This is a genomic window from Motiliproteus sp. (genome assembly GCF_965230735.1).
GTDB lineage: Bacteria > Pseudomonadota > Gammaproteobacteria > Pseudomonadales > Balneatricaceae > Motiliproteus.
On record NZ_OZ246016.1, the window covers coordinates 444,270 to 461,175 of the forward strand.

Annotated in this window: 18 protein-coding genes; 10 read left to right on the top strand and 8 right to left on the bottom strand. The window is 58.2% G+C overall.

Translation table 11 applies throughout. From position 1 onward, the window contains the following. Positions 1 to 99 precede the first annotated feature (99 nt). Entirely contained in the window at positions 100 to 1,506 is a 1,407-nt protein-coding gene (gene glnA / locus ACO05M_RS02135; RefSeq protein ID WP_421867130.1) for a glutamate--ammonia ligase, read from the bottom strand. A gap of 521 nt (positions 1,507 to 2,027) precedes the next feature. On the opposite strand from glnA, the gene typA reads away from it, so the two are divergent. The 6 genes from typA to dtd all read left to right on the top strand — a co-directional run bounded on the left by typA (position 2,028) and on the right by dtd (position 7,786). Next, the gene (gene typA / locus ACO05M_RS02140) at positions 2,028 to 3,866 is read left to right on the top strand and encodes a translational GTPase TypA (protein ID WP_421867132.1); all 1,839 of its coding nucleotides are present in this window, start codon (positions 2,028 to 2,030) and stop codon (positions 3,864 to 3,866) included. Between the two features lie 180 nt (positions 3,867 to 4,046). Beyond that, positions 4,047 to 5,447, top strand: a complete 1,401-nt coding sequence (locus ACO05M_RS02145) for a DUF1566 domain-containing protein (protein ID WP_421867134.1) — start codon at positions 4,047 to 4,049, stop codon at positions 5,445 to 5,447. Between the two features lie 201 nt (positions 5,448 to 5,648). Beyond that, positions 5,649 to 5,810 carry a hypothetical protein gene (locus ACO05M_RS02150; protein WP_421867136.1) on the top strand — a complete coding sequence of 54 codons (162 nt, stop codon included), beginning with the start codon at positions 5,649 to 5,651 and terminating at the stop codon, positions 5,808 to 5,810. After that, a complete protein-coding gene (locus tag ACO05M_RS02155; protein WP_421867139.1) occupies positions 5,810 to 6,211 on the top strand; it encodes a hypothetical protein in 402 nt (133 codons plus the stop codon). The genes ACO05M_RS02150 and ACO05M_RS02155 overlap by 1 nt, the downstream gene beginning before the upstream one ends. A 137-nt stretch (positions 6,212 to 6,348) precedes the next feature. Next, positions 6,349 to 7,299: a prolyl aminopeptidase gene (gene pip, locus ACO05M_RS02160; protein WP_421867141.1), complete on the top strand. Its 951-nt coding sequence runs from the start codon at positions 6,349 to 6,351 to the stop codon at positions 7,297 to 7,299. Positions 7,300 to 7,348: 49 nt separating this feature from the next. Next, positions 7,349 to 7,786: a D-aminoacyl-tRNA deacylase gene (gene dtd / locus ACO05M_RS02165; RefSeq protein WP_421867143.1), complete on the top strand. Its 438-nt coding sequence runs from the start codon at positions 7,349 to 7,351 to the stop codon at positions 7,784 to 7,786. Positions 7,787 to 7,842: 56 nt separating this feature from the next. Here dtd and ACO05M_RS02170 read toward each other — a convergent pair whose 3' ends face one another. From ACO05M_RS02170 to pomA, 4 genes are all read right to left on the bottom strand, one after another. Beyond that, positions 7,843 to 8,484, bottom strand: coding sequence for a glutathione S-transferase family protein (locus tag ACO05M_RS02170; RefSeq protein ID WP_421867146.1), 642 nt, complete (start codon positions 8,482 to 8,484; stop codon positions 7,843 to 7,845). A 118-nt stretch (positions 8,485 to 8,602) separates the two neighbouring features. Beyond that, the gene (gene corA / locus ACO05M_RS02175; RefSeq protein ID WP_421867149.1) at positions 8,603 to 9,559 is read right to left on the bottom strand and encodes a magnesium/cobalt transporter CorA; all 957 of its coding nucleotides are present in this window, start codon (positions 9,557 to 9,559) and stop codon (positions 8,603 to 8,605) included. A 75-nt stretch (positions 9,560 to 9,634) separates the two neighbouring features. Beyond that, entirely contained in the window at positions 9,635 to 10,597 is a 963-nt protein-coding gene (locus ACO05M_RS02180) for a flagellar motor protein MotB (RefSeq protein ID WP_421867152.1), read from the bottom strand. Positions 10,598 to 10,639: 42 nt separating this feature from the next. Then, positions 10,640 to 11,404 carry a flagellar motor protein PomA gene (pomA, locus tag ACO05M_RS02185; RefSeq protein WP_421867154.1) on the bottom strand — a complete coding sequence of 255 codons (765 nt, stop codon included), beginning with the start codon at positions 11,402 to 11,404 and terminating at the stop codon, positions 10,640 to 10,642. A gap of 261 nt (positions 11,405 to 11,665) precedes the next feature. On the opposite strand from pomA, the gene ACO05M_RS02190 reads away from it, so the two are divergent. The 3 genes from ACO05M_RS02190 to dxs are packed head-to-tail and all read left to right on the top strand — an operon-like array spanning position 11,666 to position 14,721. Next, positions 11,666 to 11,914, top strand: a complete 249-nt coding sequence (locus ACO05M_RS02190) for an exodeoxyribonuclease VII small subunit (protein ID WP_421867157.1) — start codon at positions 11,666 to 11,668, stop codon at positions 11,912 to 11,914. 6 nt (positions 11,915 to 11,920) lie between these two features. Beyond that, positions 11,921 to 12,826, top strand: coding sequence for a (2E,6E)-farnesyl diphosphate synthase (gene ispA / locus ACO05M_RS02195; protein WP_421867160.1), 906 nt, complete (start codon positions 11,921 to 11,923; stop codon positions 12,824 to 12,826). A gap of 59 nt (positions 12,827 to 12,885) precedes the next feature. Then, positions 12,886 to 14,721, top strand: a complete 1,836-nt coding sequence (gene dxs, locus ACO05M_RS02200; protein ID WP_421867164.1) for a 1-deoxy-D-xylulose-5-phosphate synthase — start codon at positions 12,886 to 12,888, stop codon at positions 14,719 to 14,721. A gap of 69 nt (positions 14,722 to 14,790) precedes the next feature. Here the strand turns inward: dxs and ACO05M_RS02205 are convergent, their stop codons facing one another. Together ACO05M_RS02205 and ACO05M_RS02210 are read right to left on the bottom strand one after the other, a co-directional pair. Further along, a complete protein-coding gene (locus ACO05M_RS02205; RefSeq protein ID WP_421867167.1) occupies positions 14,791 to 15,108 on the bottom strand; it encodes a hypothetical protein in 318 nt (105 codons plus the stop codon). Further along, on the bottom strand, positions 15,108 to 15,527 hold the full coding sequence (locus tag ACO05M_RS02210; protein WP_421867170.1) for a hypothetical protein: 420 nt from the start codon (positions 15,525 to 15,527) through the stop codon (positions 15,108 to 15,110). Before ACO05M_RS02210 ends, ACO05M_RS02205 begins: the two co-directional genes overlap by 1 nt. Before the next feature lie 78 nt (positions 15,528 to 15,605). Between ACO05M_RS02210 and ACO05M_RS02215 the strand changes: the two genes are divergently transcribed. After that, positions 15,606 to 16,049 carry a winged helix-turn-helix transcriptional regulator gene (locus ACO05M_RS02215; RefSeq protein WP_421867173.1) on the top strand — a complete coding sequence of 148 codons (444 nt, stop codon included), beginning with the start codon at positions 15,606 to 15,608 and terminating at the stop codon, positions 16,047 to 16,049. Positions 16,050 to 16,245: 196 nt separating this feature from the next. Here ACO05M_RS02215 and ribA read toward each other — a convergent pair whose 3' ends face one another. Next, positions 16,246 to 16,857, bottom strand: coding sequence for a GTP cyclohydrolase II (ribA, locus tag ACO05M_RS02220; protein ID WP_114697115.1), 612 nt, complete (start codon positions 16,855 to 16,857; stop codon positions 16,246 to 16,248). Positions 16,858 to 16,906: the final 49 nt, after the last annotated feature.

Sequence of the window (16,906 nt, forward strand, 5' to 3'; positions counted from 1 at the left end):
AGGAGGCATCGTAAGCCAAAGCCTGGATAACAACGGCAGGCACTTTTACAGCCAAAAAAAAACCGCCCGAAGGCGGTTTTTTATTTAGCGGGTAATGACTTACACGCTGTAGTACATGTCGAACTCGACCGGGTGAGTGGTCATGTTCAGACGCTCGATCTCTTCGTTCTTCAGCGCGATGTAAGCATCGATCGCATCGTCGGACATAACGCCGCCGGCGGTCATGAACTCACGGTCCTTATCCAGCGCGTCCAGCGCCTCTTCGAGGCTTGAACATACGGTCGGGATCTCGGCAGCTTCTTCAGCCGGCAGGTCGTACAGGTCCTTGTCAGCCGCATCGCCCGGGTGAATCTTGTTCTTGATACCGTCCAGGGCAGCCATCTGCAGCGCCGCGAAGCACAGGTACGGGTTGGCAGTCGGATCCGGGAAACGGAACTCAACACGACGTGCTTTCGGGTTGGTTACGTACGGGATACGGATGGAAGCGGAACGGTTACGGGCAGAGTAAGCCAGCATAACCGGAGCTTCGAAGCCCGGTACCAGACGCTTGTAGGAGTTGGTGGAAGCGTTGGCGAAAGCGTTGATCGCTTTGGCGTGCTTGATAACACCACCGATAGCATACAGCGCAGTTTCGCTCAGGCCACCGTACAGGTCACCGGAGAACTGGTTCTGGCCATCTTTGGAGATGGACATGTGAACGTGCATACCGGAACCGTTGTCACCAACCAGCGGCTTAGGCATGAAGGTCGCCGTCTTGCCGTAAGCGTGGGCAACGTTGTGAACACAGTACTTCAGGATCTGAACTTCGTCAGCCTTCTTCACCATGGTGTTGGCGCCAACACCGATCTCACACTGACCGGCAGTACCAACTTCGTGGTGGTGTACTTCAATTTCCAGGCCCATGGCAGACATGGCGTCACACATAGCCGCACGCAGGTCGTGCAGGGAGTCAACCGGAGGAACCGGGAAGTAACCGCCTTTAACAGTCGGGCGGTGACCGATGTTGCCGCCTTCGAAGACTTCGTTGGAAGACCAGGCTGCTTCGTCGGAAGAGATCTGGTAGCCGGCACCGGAGATGTCAGCGTGCCACTTAACGTCGTCAAAGACGAAGAACTCAGGCTCTGGACCAAACAGAGCACTGTCACCGATACCGGTGGACTTCAGGTACTCTTCGGCGCGAGCAGCGATGGAACGCGGGTCGCGGTCGTAACCCTGACCGGTGGTCGGCTCAACGATGTTACAACGAACGATAACGGTAGCATCTTCGGTGAAGGGATCCAGGCGAGACGCTTCGTCGTCAGCCTGCATGATCATGTCTGATTCGTTGATGCCTTTCCAACCAGCGATGGAAGAACCATCGAACATTTTGCCTTCTTCGAAGAAATCTTCGTCAACTTCGCTAGAAGGAATAGTAACGTGCTGCTCTTTACCTTTGGTGTCGGTGAAACGCAGGTCAACCCAGCGGGCTTCACTCTCTTGGATCAGCTTCAGAGTATTCTCTGACATATGATTTCTCCAATAATCTCTGCACTATTCCAGTGCTACTTTGATATTTACAGTCGAACCGTATCGCCTGCGGCAAAATCTGGTTTGTTTACTCGGCCTAAGACATAGCAACAGCCATGCCAACGCTGTAACAGCCTGAAAAACCTGATAATTTGGTACTGAAGGCGCCAGATCAAAACAATTAACGCACCATTGTGGTGCAATATTAACCACCCTATCACCATTTTGGTGCAAAGCGCCCACCGATAGCATAACTCTCCCCCTCGGCAATGCAACCAAACTCATCCCCACGATGGGGCCAGTTTCCCGTAGCAGCGCCAGCATCCGACCTATTCCGCCTCGACCCGGGCTGATTCGAGTCGCACATCGACCGCACCACCACCAATACGGCTTTCCTTTTATGCGACGCTGCTATGAAACAGCCACAATGGTGTATAATCTGACCAACTTTTGCCCCCGGTTCGAGCCGGGGGCACTTTTTTTATTGGATCACCCCAGCCCACCCTGTTTGAGTTTTAACCATGTCCGCATCTGAAAAAATCAACGATATCAGCAAGCTGCGAAATATCGCCATCATCGCTCACGTTGACCACGGCAAGACCACCCTGGTCGATAAGCTGCTATCACAGTCAGGCACCCTGGCCCGCCGTGATGAAGGATCCGAGCGGATCATGGACTCCAATGACCAGGAAAAAGAGCGCGGCATTACCATTCTGGCGAAAAATACCGCCATCGAATGGAACGATTACCACATCAATATCGTCGACACCCCCGGACACGCCGACTTCGGTGGTGAGGTGGAGCGCGTATTGTCGATGGTCGACTGCGTACTGCTGCTGGTCGATGCCGTTGACGGGCCGATGCCGCAGACCCGTTTCGTTACCCAGAAGGCGTTTGCTCAGGGCTTGAAGCCGATCGTGGTTATCAACAAGATCGACCGCCCCGGTTCCCGTCCGGACTGGGTCATGGATCAGGTATTCGACCTGTTCGACAACCTCGGTGCCACCGACGAACAGCTGGATTTCCCGGTTGTCTACGCGTCGGCCCTGAACGGCATTGCCGGCCTGGAACCCGACGCCATGGCCGACGACATGACGCCGCTGTTCGAAGCCATTGTTGAGCATGTTGAATCTCCCAAGGTTGATGTCGACGGGCCGTTCCAGATGCAGATCTCGGCGCTGGACTACAACAGCTATCTCGGCGTTATCGGTGTCGGCCGCATCAAGCGCGGCAGCATCGGCGCCAACGGCCAGGTCAAGGTGATCGACATCGACGGTCAGGTCCGTAGCGGCAAGGTTCTCAAGATCATGGGTTACATGGGCCTGGAGCGGGTCGACGTACCGAGTGCCCAGGCGGGTGACATTGTCTGTGTCACCGGCATCGACAAGCTCAACATCTCCGACACCCTGTGCGACCCAGACAACGTCGAAGCGCTGCCGGCATTGAGCGTTGATGAGCCCACCGTATCGATGACCTTCCAGGTCAACGACTCCCCGTTCGCCGGTCTGGACGGCAAGTTTGTCACCTCCCGCAACATCAAAGAGCGCCTGGATCGTGAACTGATTCACAACGTAGCGCTGCGGGTCGAAGAGGGTGACTCACCGGAGAAATTCAAGGTTTCCGGTCGAGGCGAACTGCACCTGTCGGTACTGATCGAAACCATGCGTCGCGAAGGTTTTGAGCTTGGCGTATCACGCCCGGAAGTGGTGCAGAAAGAGGTCGACGGTGAAATCCACGAGCCGTTCGAAGAGGTAATGATCGACGTCCAGGACGAGCATCAGGGCGCCATCATCGAAGAGCTGGGCAAGCGCAAGGGCGACATGACCAACATGGAAGTGGACGGCAAGGGTCGGGTTCGCCTGACCTTCCTGATTCCGTCCCGCGGTCTGATCGGCTTCCGTAGCCTGTTCCTGACCCTGACCTCCGGCACCGGCATCATGACCTCGATCTTCGATCACTACGGCCCGGTCAAAGAGGGTGAAGTGGTATCGCGGATCAACGGCGTGCTGGTCTCCATGGTGGGCGGTAAAGCACTGGGCTATGCCCTGTTCAACCTGCAGGAGCGTGGCCGTCTGTCCATCGACCCCAACGTCGAAGTCTACGAAGGCATGATCCTGGGTATCCACAGCCGCTCCAACGACCTGGCGGTCAACCCGACCAAGGGCAAGCAGCTGACCAACATCCGCGCCTCCGGCTCCGATGAAAACATCCAGCTGACCCCACCGGTCCGCTTCACCCTGGAGCAGGCGCTGGACTTTATCGAAGACGACGAGCTGGTCGAAGTGACACCGCACCATATCCGTCTGCGTAAGAAGTTCCTGAAGGAGCACGAACGCAAGCGCGCCGCCCGCGGCGGCTGATCGCAACGACAATAACCGACAAAAATCCCTGCTCCGGCAGGGATTTTTTTTTGCGCGTTTCGATTCAAGCGGTTACGACGGTAAAGTAAGGTAAAAGACCGGGAAGCGTTGCGACAAATAGGGTTTAATCCAAACAACCTGAAGGACGCCCCCCTTTGACAGCAGTCCGAGGAGAAAGTGATGCTGCCCCAACACCTGCGAGCCCCCTTGGCTCTAGTATCGATCGTACTGGCCCCCCTTTCCGTCGCGGCTGACTCCGCTCCGAGCTATCCCATTGTCGATACCGGCCAGCAGCACTGCTACAGCGACCGTCGGCAGATCAACTGCACCAAATTGGGGCAGCACTATTCCGGCCAGGACGCCCAACATCTCGGTCATCAATCGCAATACCGGGACAACGGAGACGGTACCGTCACCGATCTGGTGACCGGACTGACCTGGATGCAGGCTCGGGGGACCAAGATGAGCTGGGACGACGCCATGCGTGGCGCCGCCGAACTGCGACTGGCGGGCCACGACGATTGGCGGGTTCCGACCATCAAGGAGCTCTACTCGCTGATCGACTTCAACGGCCACTTTAATCCCAACGGCAGCTCTACCCCCTTCATCGATGACGACAGCTTCGAGTTTCACTATGGCGACCGCTCCCGCGGCGAGCGCGAAATCGACAGCCAGGACTGGAGCGCTACCGAGTATGTCGGCACGACCATGGGCGGTGCCGCCACGGTGTTCGGGGTTAATTTTGCCGACGGCCGCATCAAGGGTTATCCCAAACAAGACCCCCGTCGGGGCGTTAAGCAGCTCTATGTGCGTTACGTCCGCGGTAATCCGGATTACGGCACCAACCAGTTTCGTGACAACCGTGACGGCACCATCAGCGATCAGGCCACCGCACTGATGTGGAGCCGCGACGACAGCCACCAGGGGATGAACTGGCAGCAGGCGCTGGCCTGGGTCGAGCAGCGCAACGCCGAACGATATCTGGGCTATAGCGACTGGCGCCTACCCAACGCCAAGGAGCTGCAAAGCCTGGTCGATTACCGCTTCGCTCCGGCCGCCCGCAACCCCGCAGCCCGCGGCCCGGCGATCGATCCTCAGTTTCAGATTAGCCAACTCAGCGGCAACGAGTATCCATTCTTCTGGAGCAGCACCACCCACCTGGACGGACCCTCCAGCCGTCAGGCCCAAAACGCGGTCTATCTGGCCTTTGGCCAAGCTCAGGGCTGGATGGGCGGTAATCGCGGCGCTGAAGAGGGCGGGCAATCCGACCGTCGCCCCGGGCCGCCACCGATGCGGGCAGGACGAGGCCCCGATCACGGAGGGCCGGAACATGGCCGACCCGGCTTTGGTCGCCCCGGCGTTAGCAACCCGGGCTTTGGCCAGGCCCCACCACCGAGGCCGAGACCATCCGGCAACGGCAGTCACACTCAGTCGGCAACCCTGATGGATGTCCACGGCGCCGGCGCCCAACGCAGTGACCCCAAGGCCGGCAACCCGGCCGACTACCCCAACGGTCACGGTCCCCAGGGCGATGTCGTTCGAATCAACAACTACGTCCGCCTGGTTCGCGACCTGAATTGAGTAATCGGTCCGGATCAAGCGATCTGGACTCCGCCTTGATCTAACCCAGCCCAATCGTCGCCCAGCTGGGATAGAATGAGCGTTTCGAGGGTCACAAAGTCATCGACGCCCCCATGGGTCAACTAAAGTGTCCACTAAACTATCGCCATGGGCCTGCATCGGTCCGTCAGGCTATACGGGAGTAAAATGATGGAAACGATAATGGTGCTCGCCCCAATGTTTGTCTTTTTGGTGGGTTGGTTTGTGATCGGGCGCCTGATTCCACTGGCCTTCAAAGATGAGCCCGAGAAAGACGAGGCTGAATCTTCCGGCGACACCGAGCAGGACAACACGACCCAGAAACAGGATTCGGGTAAGCAGTAATGAGCGTTTACGCTCAGCTGCTGCAACAGATTCTGACACTGCAGCAGGACGCTGGAGATATTCTCCATCTCCAGCAACTACAGCACAGTGAGCTTCGCCGCTACACCATCAACGGCGACGAGCCACTCAGTTCGCACCAAAACAGTGCGCTAATAGAGCAACTTGTCGAGGGCAGCGTTGATCAGCTGTTTGTGATCGAGTGGTGCACCACCAATAGCGCCACCATGATCGAATCGGGCCTGCATCTGTTTCTGGACCCGCATCAGGCTCGGCAATGGCGCGATTGCCACCCCAACCCGCTCTTCCATAGCCTGGCCATCAAACCGCTCAGCATCGGGCGAGCCCGTCATGAACTGACCCTGCTAAGCCAGTCCAATAGCGCTCTTCGCCCCAACAGCTGATCCTCCAGATCAGACGCGCACAGCCCCCTAGCCGAGACAGGGGCCCTACCCAGGTTGCTATCGAATCTCGATCCCGCGCTGTGCCAATCAGCTCAAAGCCGCTATTATCAATGAGATAGACCAGCAGGAGCGACGTCATGCACAGCCTCTTCCCGGAGATTCAGTCCTACAAGCAGCAATGGCTCGATGTCGACGAGCAGCATAGTCTGTATCTGGAAGAGAGCGGCAACCCCAACGGCCGTCCGGTGCTCTTTGTCCACGGCGGCCCCGGTGGCGGAACCAGCCCCTTCAACCGTCGCTTCTTCGATCCGGAGAAGTACCGCATCATCCTGTTCGACCAACGCGGCTGCGGACGCTCCAAACCCCATGCCGAACTGGGGCGAAATCAAACCGAGTTACTGGTCAGCGATATTGAAGCGATTCGCCAGCATCTGAATATCGACAGCTGGCTGCTGTTTGGCGGTTCCTGGGGCGCAACCCTGAGTCTGCTCTATGCCCAGGCCCATCCCAAGCGGGTCAACGGTTTGATTCTGCGCGGCGTATTTCTGTGCCGTGAGCAGGATATCCGCTGGTTTTATCAGCACGGCGCCAACCATATCTTTCCGGACTTCTGGGAAGACTACGCCGCTCAGATTCCGGTCGATGAACAACAGGACTTCGTCGCCGCCTACTACCGCCGCCTGACGTCGGATAACGAGCTGGCCCGCATGGCAGCCGCCAAAGCCTGGTCAACCTGGGAGGCGCGCTGCTCGACCCTGAATCCGAGCAATTCGTTGGTGACCCACTTCAGCGATCCCCACGTGGCCTTGGCGATGGCCCGGATCGAGGCGCACTATTTCGTCAACAACGCCTTTATCGAACCGAACCAGATTCTTGATCACGCCGCTCGAATTAAGGACATTCCCACCATCATCATTCATGGACGCTACGATATGGTCTGTCCGATCAACCAGGCCTACGCCCTGTATGAGAAACTACCCACCGCCGAGCTGCATATCGTCCGCGATGCCGGTCACTCGGCCCTTGAGCCCGGAATCACCGACAACCTGATCAAGGCCACCAACCAGTTTGCACTGCGGCTGGCATAATCACTTCAGCCGCTCAATCGACCCATTTCTTCTCAGACTAAGGATTTTCATGCTCGCCCTGATTCAACGCGTCAGCCAGGCCTCCGTCACCATCGATAATGAAATCAACGGCCAGATCGGCCCCGGTATTTTACTGCTGCTGGGCGTTCAGAAAGGCGACGATCGCGCCAGCGCTGACAAGTTGCTGAAAAAGGTGCTGGCCTACCGCATCTTCGGCGACGAGGATGACAAGATGAATCTTAGCTTGAGCCAAACTGGCGGCGGCCTGCTGGTGATCTCGCAGTTTACCCTCGCCGCCGACACCCGCAAAGGCCTGCGCCCCAGCTTCTCCAGCGCCGCGCCGCCCGCACTGGGCGAGGAGCTGTACGACTATTTCGTCGAACAGGCCCGACAGTGCCACCCGCAGGTGGAAACCGGTCGCTTCGGCGCCGATATGAAGGTGGCGCTGCTCAACGATGGTCCGGTCACCTTTATGCTGGAAAGCTGATAGATCAAATTTAATTTTTGATTCTTAGAAACAAACCTTGGGTTATCAAATCAAACTTACGTTTGCTGCTGATCCGCCAAGGCGTCGGCTTCACGCTGTTTGGCCCGCGCAACCGCCGGTCGGGCCAGCAATCGCTCCCGATAGGCTTGCAGGTTGGGTTGCTCAATGGCCTGCTTGAACAGGGTCCCCCACTGCAGGGTCTGCGCCGTCAGGATATCGGCGGCGCTAAAGCGGTTGCCGACCAGGTAATCCTGTTCGCCCAAGCCTTGACTGAGGACTTGTAACGCCCGCTGAAACTCCCACTCGCAGGTCGGCTGAATCTGTGCGACCCGGTGCTCCTTGGGCAACGCAAACTTGCTCTTGGCGATTGTCCACAGCGGCTGCTCCAGCTCGCAGACGGCAAAGCGGTTCCACTGCTCGTAGAGACCTCGCTCAAGGGTACCGATTTCGGGGATCATCCGGTTGTCACCGTACTTATCCGCCAGGTAGCTGGCGATTGCTGCCGACTCAAACATCACCAGCTCACCGTCGGTTATCGCCGGCACTTTACCGTTGGGGTTGATTGCCCGGTACCGGTCCGAATGGTGCTCGGCCTTAGCCAGGTCGACCAGATGGTAATCGTAATCCAGCCCCAGCTCTTCCAGCAGCCAGGTGACACGCAGTGAACGGGTATTGGGGTAGCCGAAAACCTTAATCATGACGATTCCCTGTGTTGATCCTATCGGGTTGGCGATTCAGCTTAGTCTCGCGCCCGCCACAACGCAAACGGCGCCACACGGGCGCCGTTGCAACAAAGATTTTCTGGGAATGAGCGGGTTACAACCAGCCTTTACGCTTGAAGTAGAGATAGGGTGCGATACCGGCCAGCACCATCAACAACAACGCCCAGGGATAGCCCAGCTCCCAAGCCAGCTCCGGCATAAACTGGAAGTTCATGCCGTAGATACTGGCGATCATGGTCGGCGGCAGAAACACCACCGCGGCGATCGAGAAGATCTTGATGATCTGATTCTGCTTGATGTTGATGAAGCCCTGGGTCGAGTCCATCAGGAAGTTGATCTTATCGAACAGGAAGGTGTTGTGGGACATCAGCGTATCGATATCGCGCATGATCTCACGGCACTGCTCCTGCAGATCCGGCGCGTTGCGCAACTGACGCATCATATAGGCCACCGCCCGCTTGGTATCCATCAGACAGAGTCGGATCTTACCGTTGCTGTCCTCGGTCTTGGCCAGTTGATCGATCGCCTCATCCAGGGCCGAGTCCTCCTCTTCCAGCACCGAGTAACTGACGGTCTCCAGATCGGTATGGATATCTTCCAGTTGGTCAGCGAGGTTCTCGACCTTCTGATCGAACAGCGACACCAGCAGTTCGGCTGGTGTATTAACTTCGATCTGACCGGCTCGGGTACGCAGTCGCAACAGCCGGAAGTCAGCCAGGTCATCATCCCGGATCGAGATCAGTCGGTCCGGTTGCAGAATGAAGGCGGTGGTGACGGTCTGATGCCGGCCTTCACTCTGGGCCAGGAACAGCGAGTGGATATGGATACCCAGGTGATCGATAAAGTACCGTGCCGAGGCCTCGATCTCTTCGACATCATCGGACTCGGGCAGCTCTGCTCGCAGGAAGGCTTCGAGCCGGTCACGCTCTTCGTCAGTGGGCTCGTGGGCGTCGATCCAAGCCCCTTCACCCAGGCGAGGTGTCTGTTCATCATCACCCTGCGCCCTCTGCTCGGCCAGTCGACCGTTGTGGATACCAAAGACACGAAGCATTGATGAACTCCAAAGCCGCCGATCGGGCGACGTGGCTAATCTGGATACAGTTTAGAATCTGTTAACAGATTCTAGTTAGAAAATTTCCGAAGGATTTAGATCCAAACCTTCAACCTCGATACCGCCAGTTCCGGCCGGTAATCGATTGAACAACTCCTCGTCCTTACCCTTTTGGATCACGATCTCGACTCGGCGATTGATCGAACGGTTCTCGGCCGAGTTGTTCGGCACCAGCGGTTTGGAGTCGGCGTAACCTGATACCTCGTAGCGGGACTGATCGATCCGCGGATCGGCAAACAGCTCCTGCGCCACCGACAGTGCACGGGCTGCCGACAGCCCCCAGTTGGACTGAAACTCGGCGGTCGAGATCGGAATGTTGTCGGTGTGGCCTTCGACCGCCACCATGCCCTTGATTCCCAGCAGCACGTCGCGAATCTTGGAGATGATCGGCACGAACTCGGCATTCAGCTCGGCGGCGCCGGATGTGAACGAGCCCTTCTCCTTGACCCGGATAATCACCTTGCCGTCGCGGGTCTCGACATCGACACTGCCTTCGCCGATCTCTTTCTGCAGCGCCAGCGCCATCGTCAACGCATCCTGCTCGGCCTCGGAGCGATTCTGTTCCTGCTGCGCTTCCTCTTCCTTCATCTGCCGTAGCAGCTCTTGCAGCTCGCCGGCATCCATATCCAGAAATTCCGCCCGACCCTCCTGGCGACGCACATCGAGGTTGCGTTTGGAGGTATCGGTAGAGAACTGGCGGACTTCGTTCAGCGGTGTCGGCTCAGGCCGCCCCGGACTGAACTCCTGGGCGATGATGCTGGTGCCCTTGGGAATATCCTTGGCCTTGATCTGGTTCTGCACTCCGAAGGCTTCGCGCATCGAACCTGCCAGCTGCTTGAACTTGAGCACGTCCATCTCCGAGAACGACAGCAGCAGTACGAAGAAGCACATCAGCAGCGACATCAGGTCGGCAAAGGTCGCCATCCAGGCCGGCGCACCGGCGGGGGGACATTTACACTCTTCGGCTTCTTCGCTCATTGCCTCAAACCGTCTTGGTGACCTAGGGGATGGGGCGGGCTATTACGCCTCAGCCTCGGATCCGCCACGCTTACTCTCGGCCAGATAATTCTTCAGCATCTGCTCGATCACACGCGGGTTCTGGCCCGCCTGAATCGCCAGCAGACCGTCGATGGTCAACGCTTTGTTGGTGGCTTCCTCCTCCTGACGCACCACCAGTTTGGCGGAGATCGGTCCGGAAACCATGTTGGCGATCATCGCCCCGTACAGCGTGGTCAGCAGCGCCACCGCCATCGCCGGGCCGATCGCCTTGGGATCGTCCATGTTGGACAGCATCTGCACCAGACCTACCAGGGTACCGATCATCCCCATCGCCGGGGCCGCATCGGTCATGGTATTGAACATATTGATCGCCACGTCGTGTCGATTCTTGGCCTGGTTCATATCCTTGGTCAGCAGGGTGCGGACCACTTCCGGATCATGACCATCCACCAGCAGCTGGATACCACGCTGCATAAAGTCAGTGCTGACCTCCTTCTCTTCCAGCGACAACAGGCCACCCTTACGGGCCGCGTCCGCCAGCTCTACGGTTTCGGAGATCAGTTCGTCGGGGGAGACCGACTTGAACATAAAGGCCTTACCGGCCGCCTTGAAGGAGCCGATAAACTGAGCCAGGGTGTTCTGCATCAGTACCACCATGATGGTACCGCCGATCACGATCAGCATAGAGGGCGGGTTGATAAACACGCCTGCGCTGCCACCGAGGATGATGGCCGCGATAATGATGCCGAAAGAACCGAGCAGGCCAACCAGCGTTGCGATATCCACCCTGAAACCCCCTTAAAACCTTAGGATTCAACAGAAGCTACTGTTTTGCTTCTATTTCTATGCGAAAGGAATGCAAGATCATAACAAAAAAACCGAACAAAAGTTCACCTATAGCATGCTTGTGACGGTTATCTTTCGGTTATCCCGCCGACACCCGGCTCGACAACGCACTCGGCGACGCCAACGCGCCGGATTGACCCCCTCTGGGGGCTCAGGTAGTGTAGGCGCTCTTATCTGTCAGCCGTCCCGAAGTCAGCCGCCATGCCCCGTAAAAGCCAAGCCCCCGATTTTGAAGCCAGCCTCAGCGAACTCGAAAAGCTGGTCGACCAGATGGAACAGGGTGAGTTGACGCTGGAGCAGTCACTGCAGGCCTTCGAGCAGGGCATCAAGCTGACCCGCGATTGCCAGCAACGCCTCAGCCAGGCCGAGCAGAAAGTGCAGGTACTGATCGAGCAGAACGGCCAGATTGAAGCGGTCGATTTCGAAACCGGCGAACCGGTGGAAAACTGAGCCGGCATGAACCCGAAGCAAGCCCTCGCTAACCGGATCGAACCCCTGTGCCAACGGGTCGATAATGTCCTGTCGACCAGCCTCGACAGCGCCCCTCACCCCGATGGCCATCCGGCCCGACTGCTGGACGCTATGCGCTACAGCCTGTTCAATGGTGGCAAGCGAATCCGCCCGGTGCTGGTCTACGCCGCCTGTGAAGCCCTCGGCGGTGATCTCAACCACGCTGACCAGGCTGCTGCCGCAGTCGAATGCATCCACGCCTATTCGCTGATCCACGATGATCTGCCGGCCATGGATGACGACGAGCTGCGTCGTGGCAAGCCCACCTGCCATATCGCCTTCGACGAAGCCACCGCGATTCTGGCGGGCGATGCGCTGCAGAGCCTGGCGTTTGAGCTGCTGGCCAACGACCCGACACTGGCGGCTGAAAACCGCCTGGCGATGCTGCTCGGTTTGAGCCGCGCCAGTGGTGCCAGCGGCATGGTGGCCGGTCAGGCGCTGGACATGGACGCCGAACAGAGAACCCTGACACTGGCGCAGCTGGAGCGGGTTCACAATCTCAAAACCGGCGCCCTGATCAATGCGGCGGTCGAACTGGGCGCCCGCGCCTCCGGTAACGCCGATCCGCAGACCCTGGCCGCGCTGGCGCAATACTCCAACGCCATCGGTCTGGCGTTTCAGGTCCAGGACGACATCCTCGACATCGAGAGCGATACCGAGACCCTCGGCAAGACCCAGGGGGCCGATCTGGCCCGGAGCAAGTCCACCTATCCGGCGCTGCTTGGCCTCGAAGGTGCCCACGCGATGGCCCAAAAACTCCATCAACTGGCCCTAGATGCACTGCAGCCACTGCCCCAGAATACTGAGCTACTGCGCCTGATCGCCAACTACATCATCAGCCGCGACCACTGACGACTAACCACCCATAGCAACCACCGGCGGCTACCCCGGTCACTGACTAGACTGTTTCTATGCACCGTACGCTTCCCAGTTGCCGTCCCGACACTCCGCTGCTCGATCGGATCGACGATCCCGCCGACCTGCGTCAACTCCAACCCAGTCAATTACCGGAACTGGCCGAACAGCTGCGCAGCTACCTGCTCTACAGCGTGGCCCAAAGCGGCGGCCACTTCGGCGCCGGACTCGGGGTGGTCGAGCTGACCCTGGCGCTGCACTACGTCTACAACACTCCCGAGGACAGCCTGATCTGGGACGTGGGCCACCAGTCATATCCCCATAAGATTCTGACCGGCCGTCGCGAGCAGCTGCCCCGGATTCGCCACAGCGATGGCCCGGCACCTTTCCCGAAACGGCACGAGAGCCGCTACGACTGCTTCGGTACCGGCCACTCCAGCACCTCGATCAGCGCCGCGCTGGGGATGGCACTGGCGCATCAGCTCCAGGGGGATGACAAGCGCGCGGTGGCGATCATCGGTGACGGCGCCATGACCGGCGGGATGGCATTCGAAGCGATGAACCACGCCGCCCATACCAGCGCCGACCTGCTGGTGATCCTGAATGACAACGATATGTCGATCTCGGCCAACGAGGGAGGACTGGCGACCTACCTGGCCAAACATCTGCGCAATGCCTTCGACATCGACCAGGTCAGCCGTGACGGCAACGGTCACCGTACCGAGTCCGGCACCGCCGCCGCGCTGTTTGAAGCACTCGAGTTCAGCTACAACGGCCCGATCGACGGCCATGACCTCGATGCCCTGATCGGCGAGCTGGGCCGCCTGCGTCAGGCCAAGGGCCCGCAGTTCCTGCACGTGGTCACCACCAAGGGCAAAGGGTTTGAGCCGGCCGAACAGGATCCGGTCGGTTACCACGCGATCACCAAGCTGCCCTCACCGCAGGAGGCCGAAGCGCCCTCCCAGCCCGGGATCAAATACTCGGCGCTGTTTGGCGACTGGCTCTGTCAGCAAGCCAGCCAGGATCAACGGCTGGTGGCGATCACGCCGGCGATGAGCGAAGGCTCCGGGATGGTCGAGTTCGCCCAGCGTTTTCCAGAGCGCTTTTACGATGTCGCCATCGCCGAGCAACACGCCCTGACTCTGGCCGCCGGGCTGGCCTGCCAACAAGCCAAGCCTGTAGTGGCGATCTATTCCACCTTCCTGCAGCGCGGCTATGATCAACTGATCCACGATATCGCCCTGCAGCAGCTGGACGTACTGCTGGCGATCGACCGCTCCGGGTTGGTGGGCGAAGACGGTCCGACCCACCACGGCAGTTTCGATCTGAGCTTTCTGCGCTGCATTCCCGAACTGGTGATCATGACTCCTGCGGACGAAGCCGAAACCGTGCGTCTGCTGCAGACCGGCTATCAGCATCCGGGACCCGCCTGCGTGCGCTACCCCCGCGGCAAAGGGCCGGGAGCAACGCCGGCGCCGAACCCCGAGCCGATCCCACTGGGGCAAAGCCGCACCCTTCGCACCGCAGGCGCTAGCAACAAGGCCGCACTGTTGAACTTTGGCCACCTGCTACCGACGGCCCGCGAGGTCGCCGAGACACTGGATCTGACCCTGGTGGATATGCGCTTTGTCGCCCCGCTGGACGAAGCCCGACTGGCCGAACTGGCATCCGACCACCAACTGTTGGTCACCCTGGAAGAGAATGCCATTGCCGGCGGCGCCGGTTCAGCGGTGAACGAATGGGCGGCTCGGACCAATCAGTCCATCTCGCTGATGAATCTGGGGCTGGAGCATCAGTTTATCGGTCACGGTCAACCGGACGAGTTGCGCCAACAAGCCGGATTGGATGCTGAAACGCTGATCACACGAATTCAACGGCGAATCGAAGCATAAAGCCGGGGTAGCGATCCCAGGTTCGGGCGACATGGGTCAGCGTGGTTAACGCGGACCCTATCCATGCCATCAACTTGGCATCTCCATCATTTCGGAGATCTCCAGTGTCCCGCCAAGCTGGAAATGTGGACAATCACCAAGCAATTGCAGTGCCTGGTCCATATCCTCTGCTTCCAGGATGGAAAAACCCATGATGGGATGGGGCGAAGGCATATCGGAAGGCCCTTCGGCCGTCAAAACCTTCGTGATCCCCACAGGATTCCCAGGATTGATAAGAGCCGGGCCCAGACCTGCCGCCCAGTGCTGCCATTCCTGCATCATTCGTTCACCCTCTTCCGGCGACTCAGGCTTTCTACCGCCATGATAGGTAAAGATAAATTGTGCCATTACTGTATCCTCCGGCTTTTGAAAATGAGGCCCATGGCGATTCCCGACAACACATAATGCACCAGCTGAAACGTCGTTTGGTACAACAGGAAGACGGCAACCGGTTCAATGTTAAACTTGGCGACATTGGCGAACGCAATCACGCTGTAAGTCAGCAACCCAGCAAGTAAATTAAACTGGACCCCCAAGCGGATCGTCGAAGGACGCCCCGCCAGATAATAGGGAAACAGATAACCAATCACTGCGCCCTGGAGCACAACGGCCGACATCCCGTATGCCATGAGGGGCTCGGTACGCTGGAGCGCGCCTATCGCCGCATACAGGTCATGGAACAGAACCATATGCCATGGATAGGCCCAGCACATGGTGATCACGAAATAAGCCGCAACGAATTGAGCAATCTTTCTGGTAGAGACCATAGGACTATCCTTGAACCCCTCTAATTACTTCTATAATAGAAGCAATAGCAGAACACTTCTCTTATGCAAGTATTTTGAATGGCTGTAAAAATCGAACACCGAACCCGAACCGGCTGCCCCGTTGCCTGTTCCATGGATATCCTGGGCGACCACTGGACGCTACTTGTGATCCGAAATCTATTGTTTTTCGGCGTTCACGAATTCAAAGATATGCTCCTTATGCCTGAGAAAATCTCCACCAGCGTCCTGACCGAGCGCCTGAAAATGCTGGAAAGAGAAGGTCTCGTTGCCCAAATCCCCCATCCGGAAAGTGCCCGCAGAAAGCTCTATTACCTAACTGATATGGGTAAGGACCTGATCCATGTACTGACGCCACTGGTCTACTGGGCAGACAGCCATTTAGCGCACTATCTCGACATTCCAACGGAAAAAAGGAACTTGATGGACCAAGGCCAGGAAGCCTTTAAGGCCGCAATGCTGGCTGAACTCCAGCGTTGGGAAGCTGAGTTTTTAACCGGTTAGAAATCGAAGAGGACGATCCACCGACTGAGCTTTTGGCTTTTCCCCAAGCTAGTTCAACCATCGAGCCCTGCCTTGATGCGGCTGGGTCATAGACGGGGTGTTTGGCGAAGAAGCGCCCAGAGTCACCGGCTGGTACTGATGGGAGGCTGACCCAGAAGTTCGAGGCCAACTGGGTCGGAGCGATAAGTCTGCTCGATTATTCGTCGTCGGCGAAGTGATGCTCGGACATCATATGCCCCAGCTTGCCGGCCTTGGTGGCCAGGTACTGCTCGTTGTGGCTGTTCTTGCCCACCTGCAGCGGTTCACGGTCGACCACGTTGACGCCGAAACCCTTCAGCGCTTCCACCTTGCGTGGGTTGTTGGTCATCAACCGTACCGACTTGATCCCCAGGTGCTCCATCATCGTCACGCACATGCTGTAGTCACGCAGGTCGGCGGCAAAGCCCAGTTTTTCGTTGGCTTCGACCGTATCGGCCCCCTGGTCCTGCAGATGGTAAGCCCGGATCTTGTTCAGCAGCCCGATGCCCCGGCCTTCCTGGCGCAGATACAGGATGGCGCCGCTGCCGTTATCCGCAATCCGCTTCATCGCTTCCTGGAGCTGGAAACCGCAATCGCAGCGCATACTGAACAGCGCATCGCCGGTCAGACACTCGGAGTGAATCCGTGCCAGCACCGGAGATTCGGGATCCAGTTCACCGAACGTCAACACCACATGCTCCTTACCGCTCTGCTGGTCTTCAAAACCATGCATCTGGAAGGTCCCCCAAGGGGTGGGTAGCTTGGAGCTGGCGATATAACTGACTGACACGGGAATTATCTCTAAAAAATCGGCGCTGTATTCTAGCAACCGGGACAAT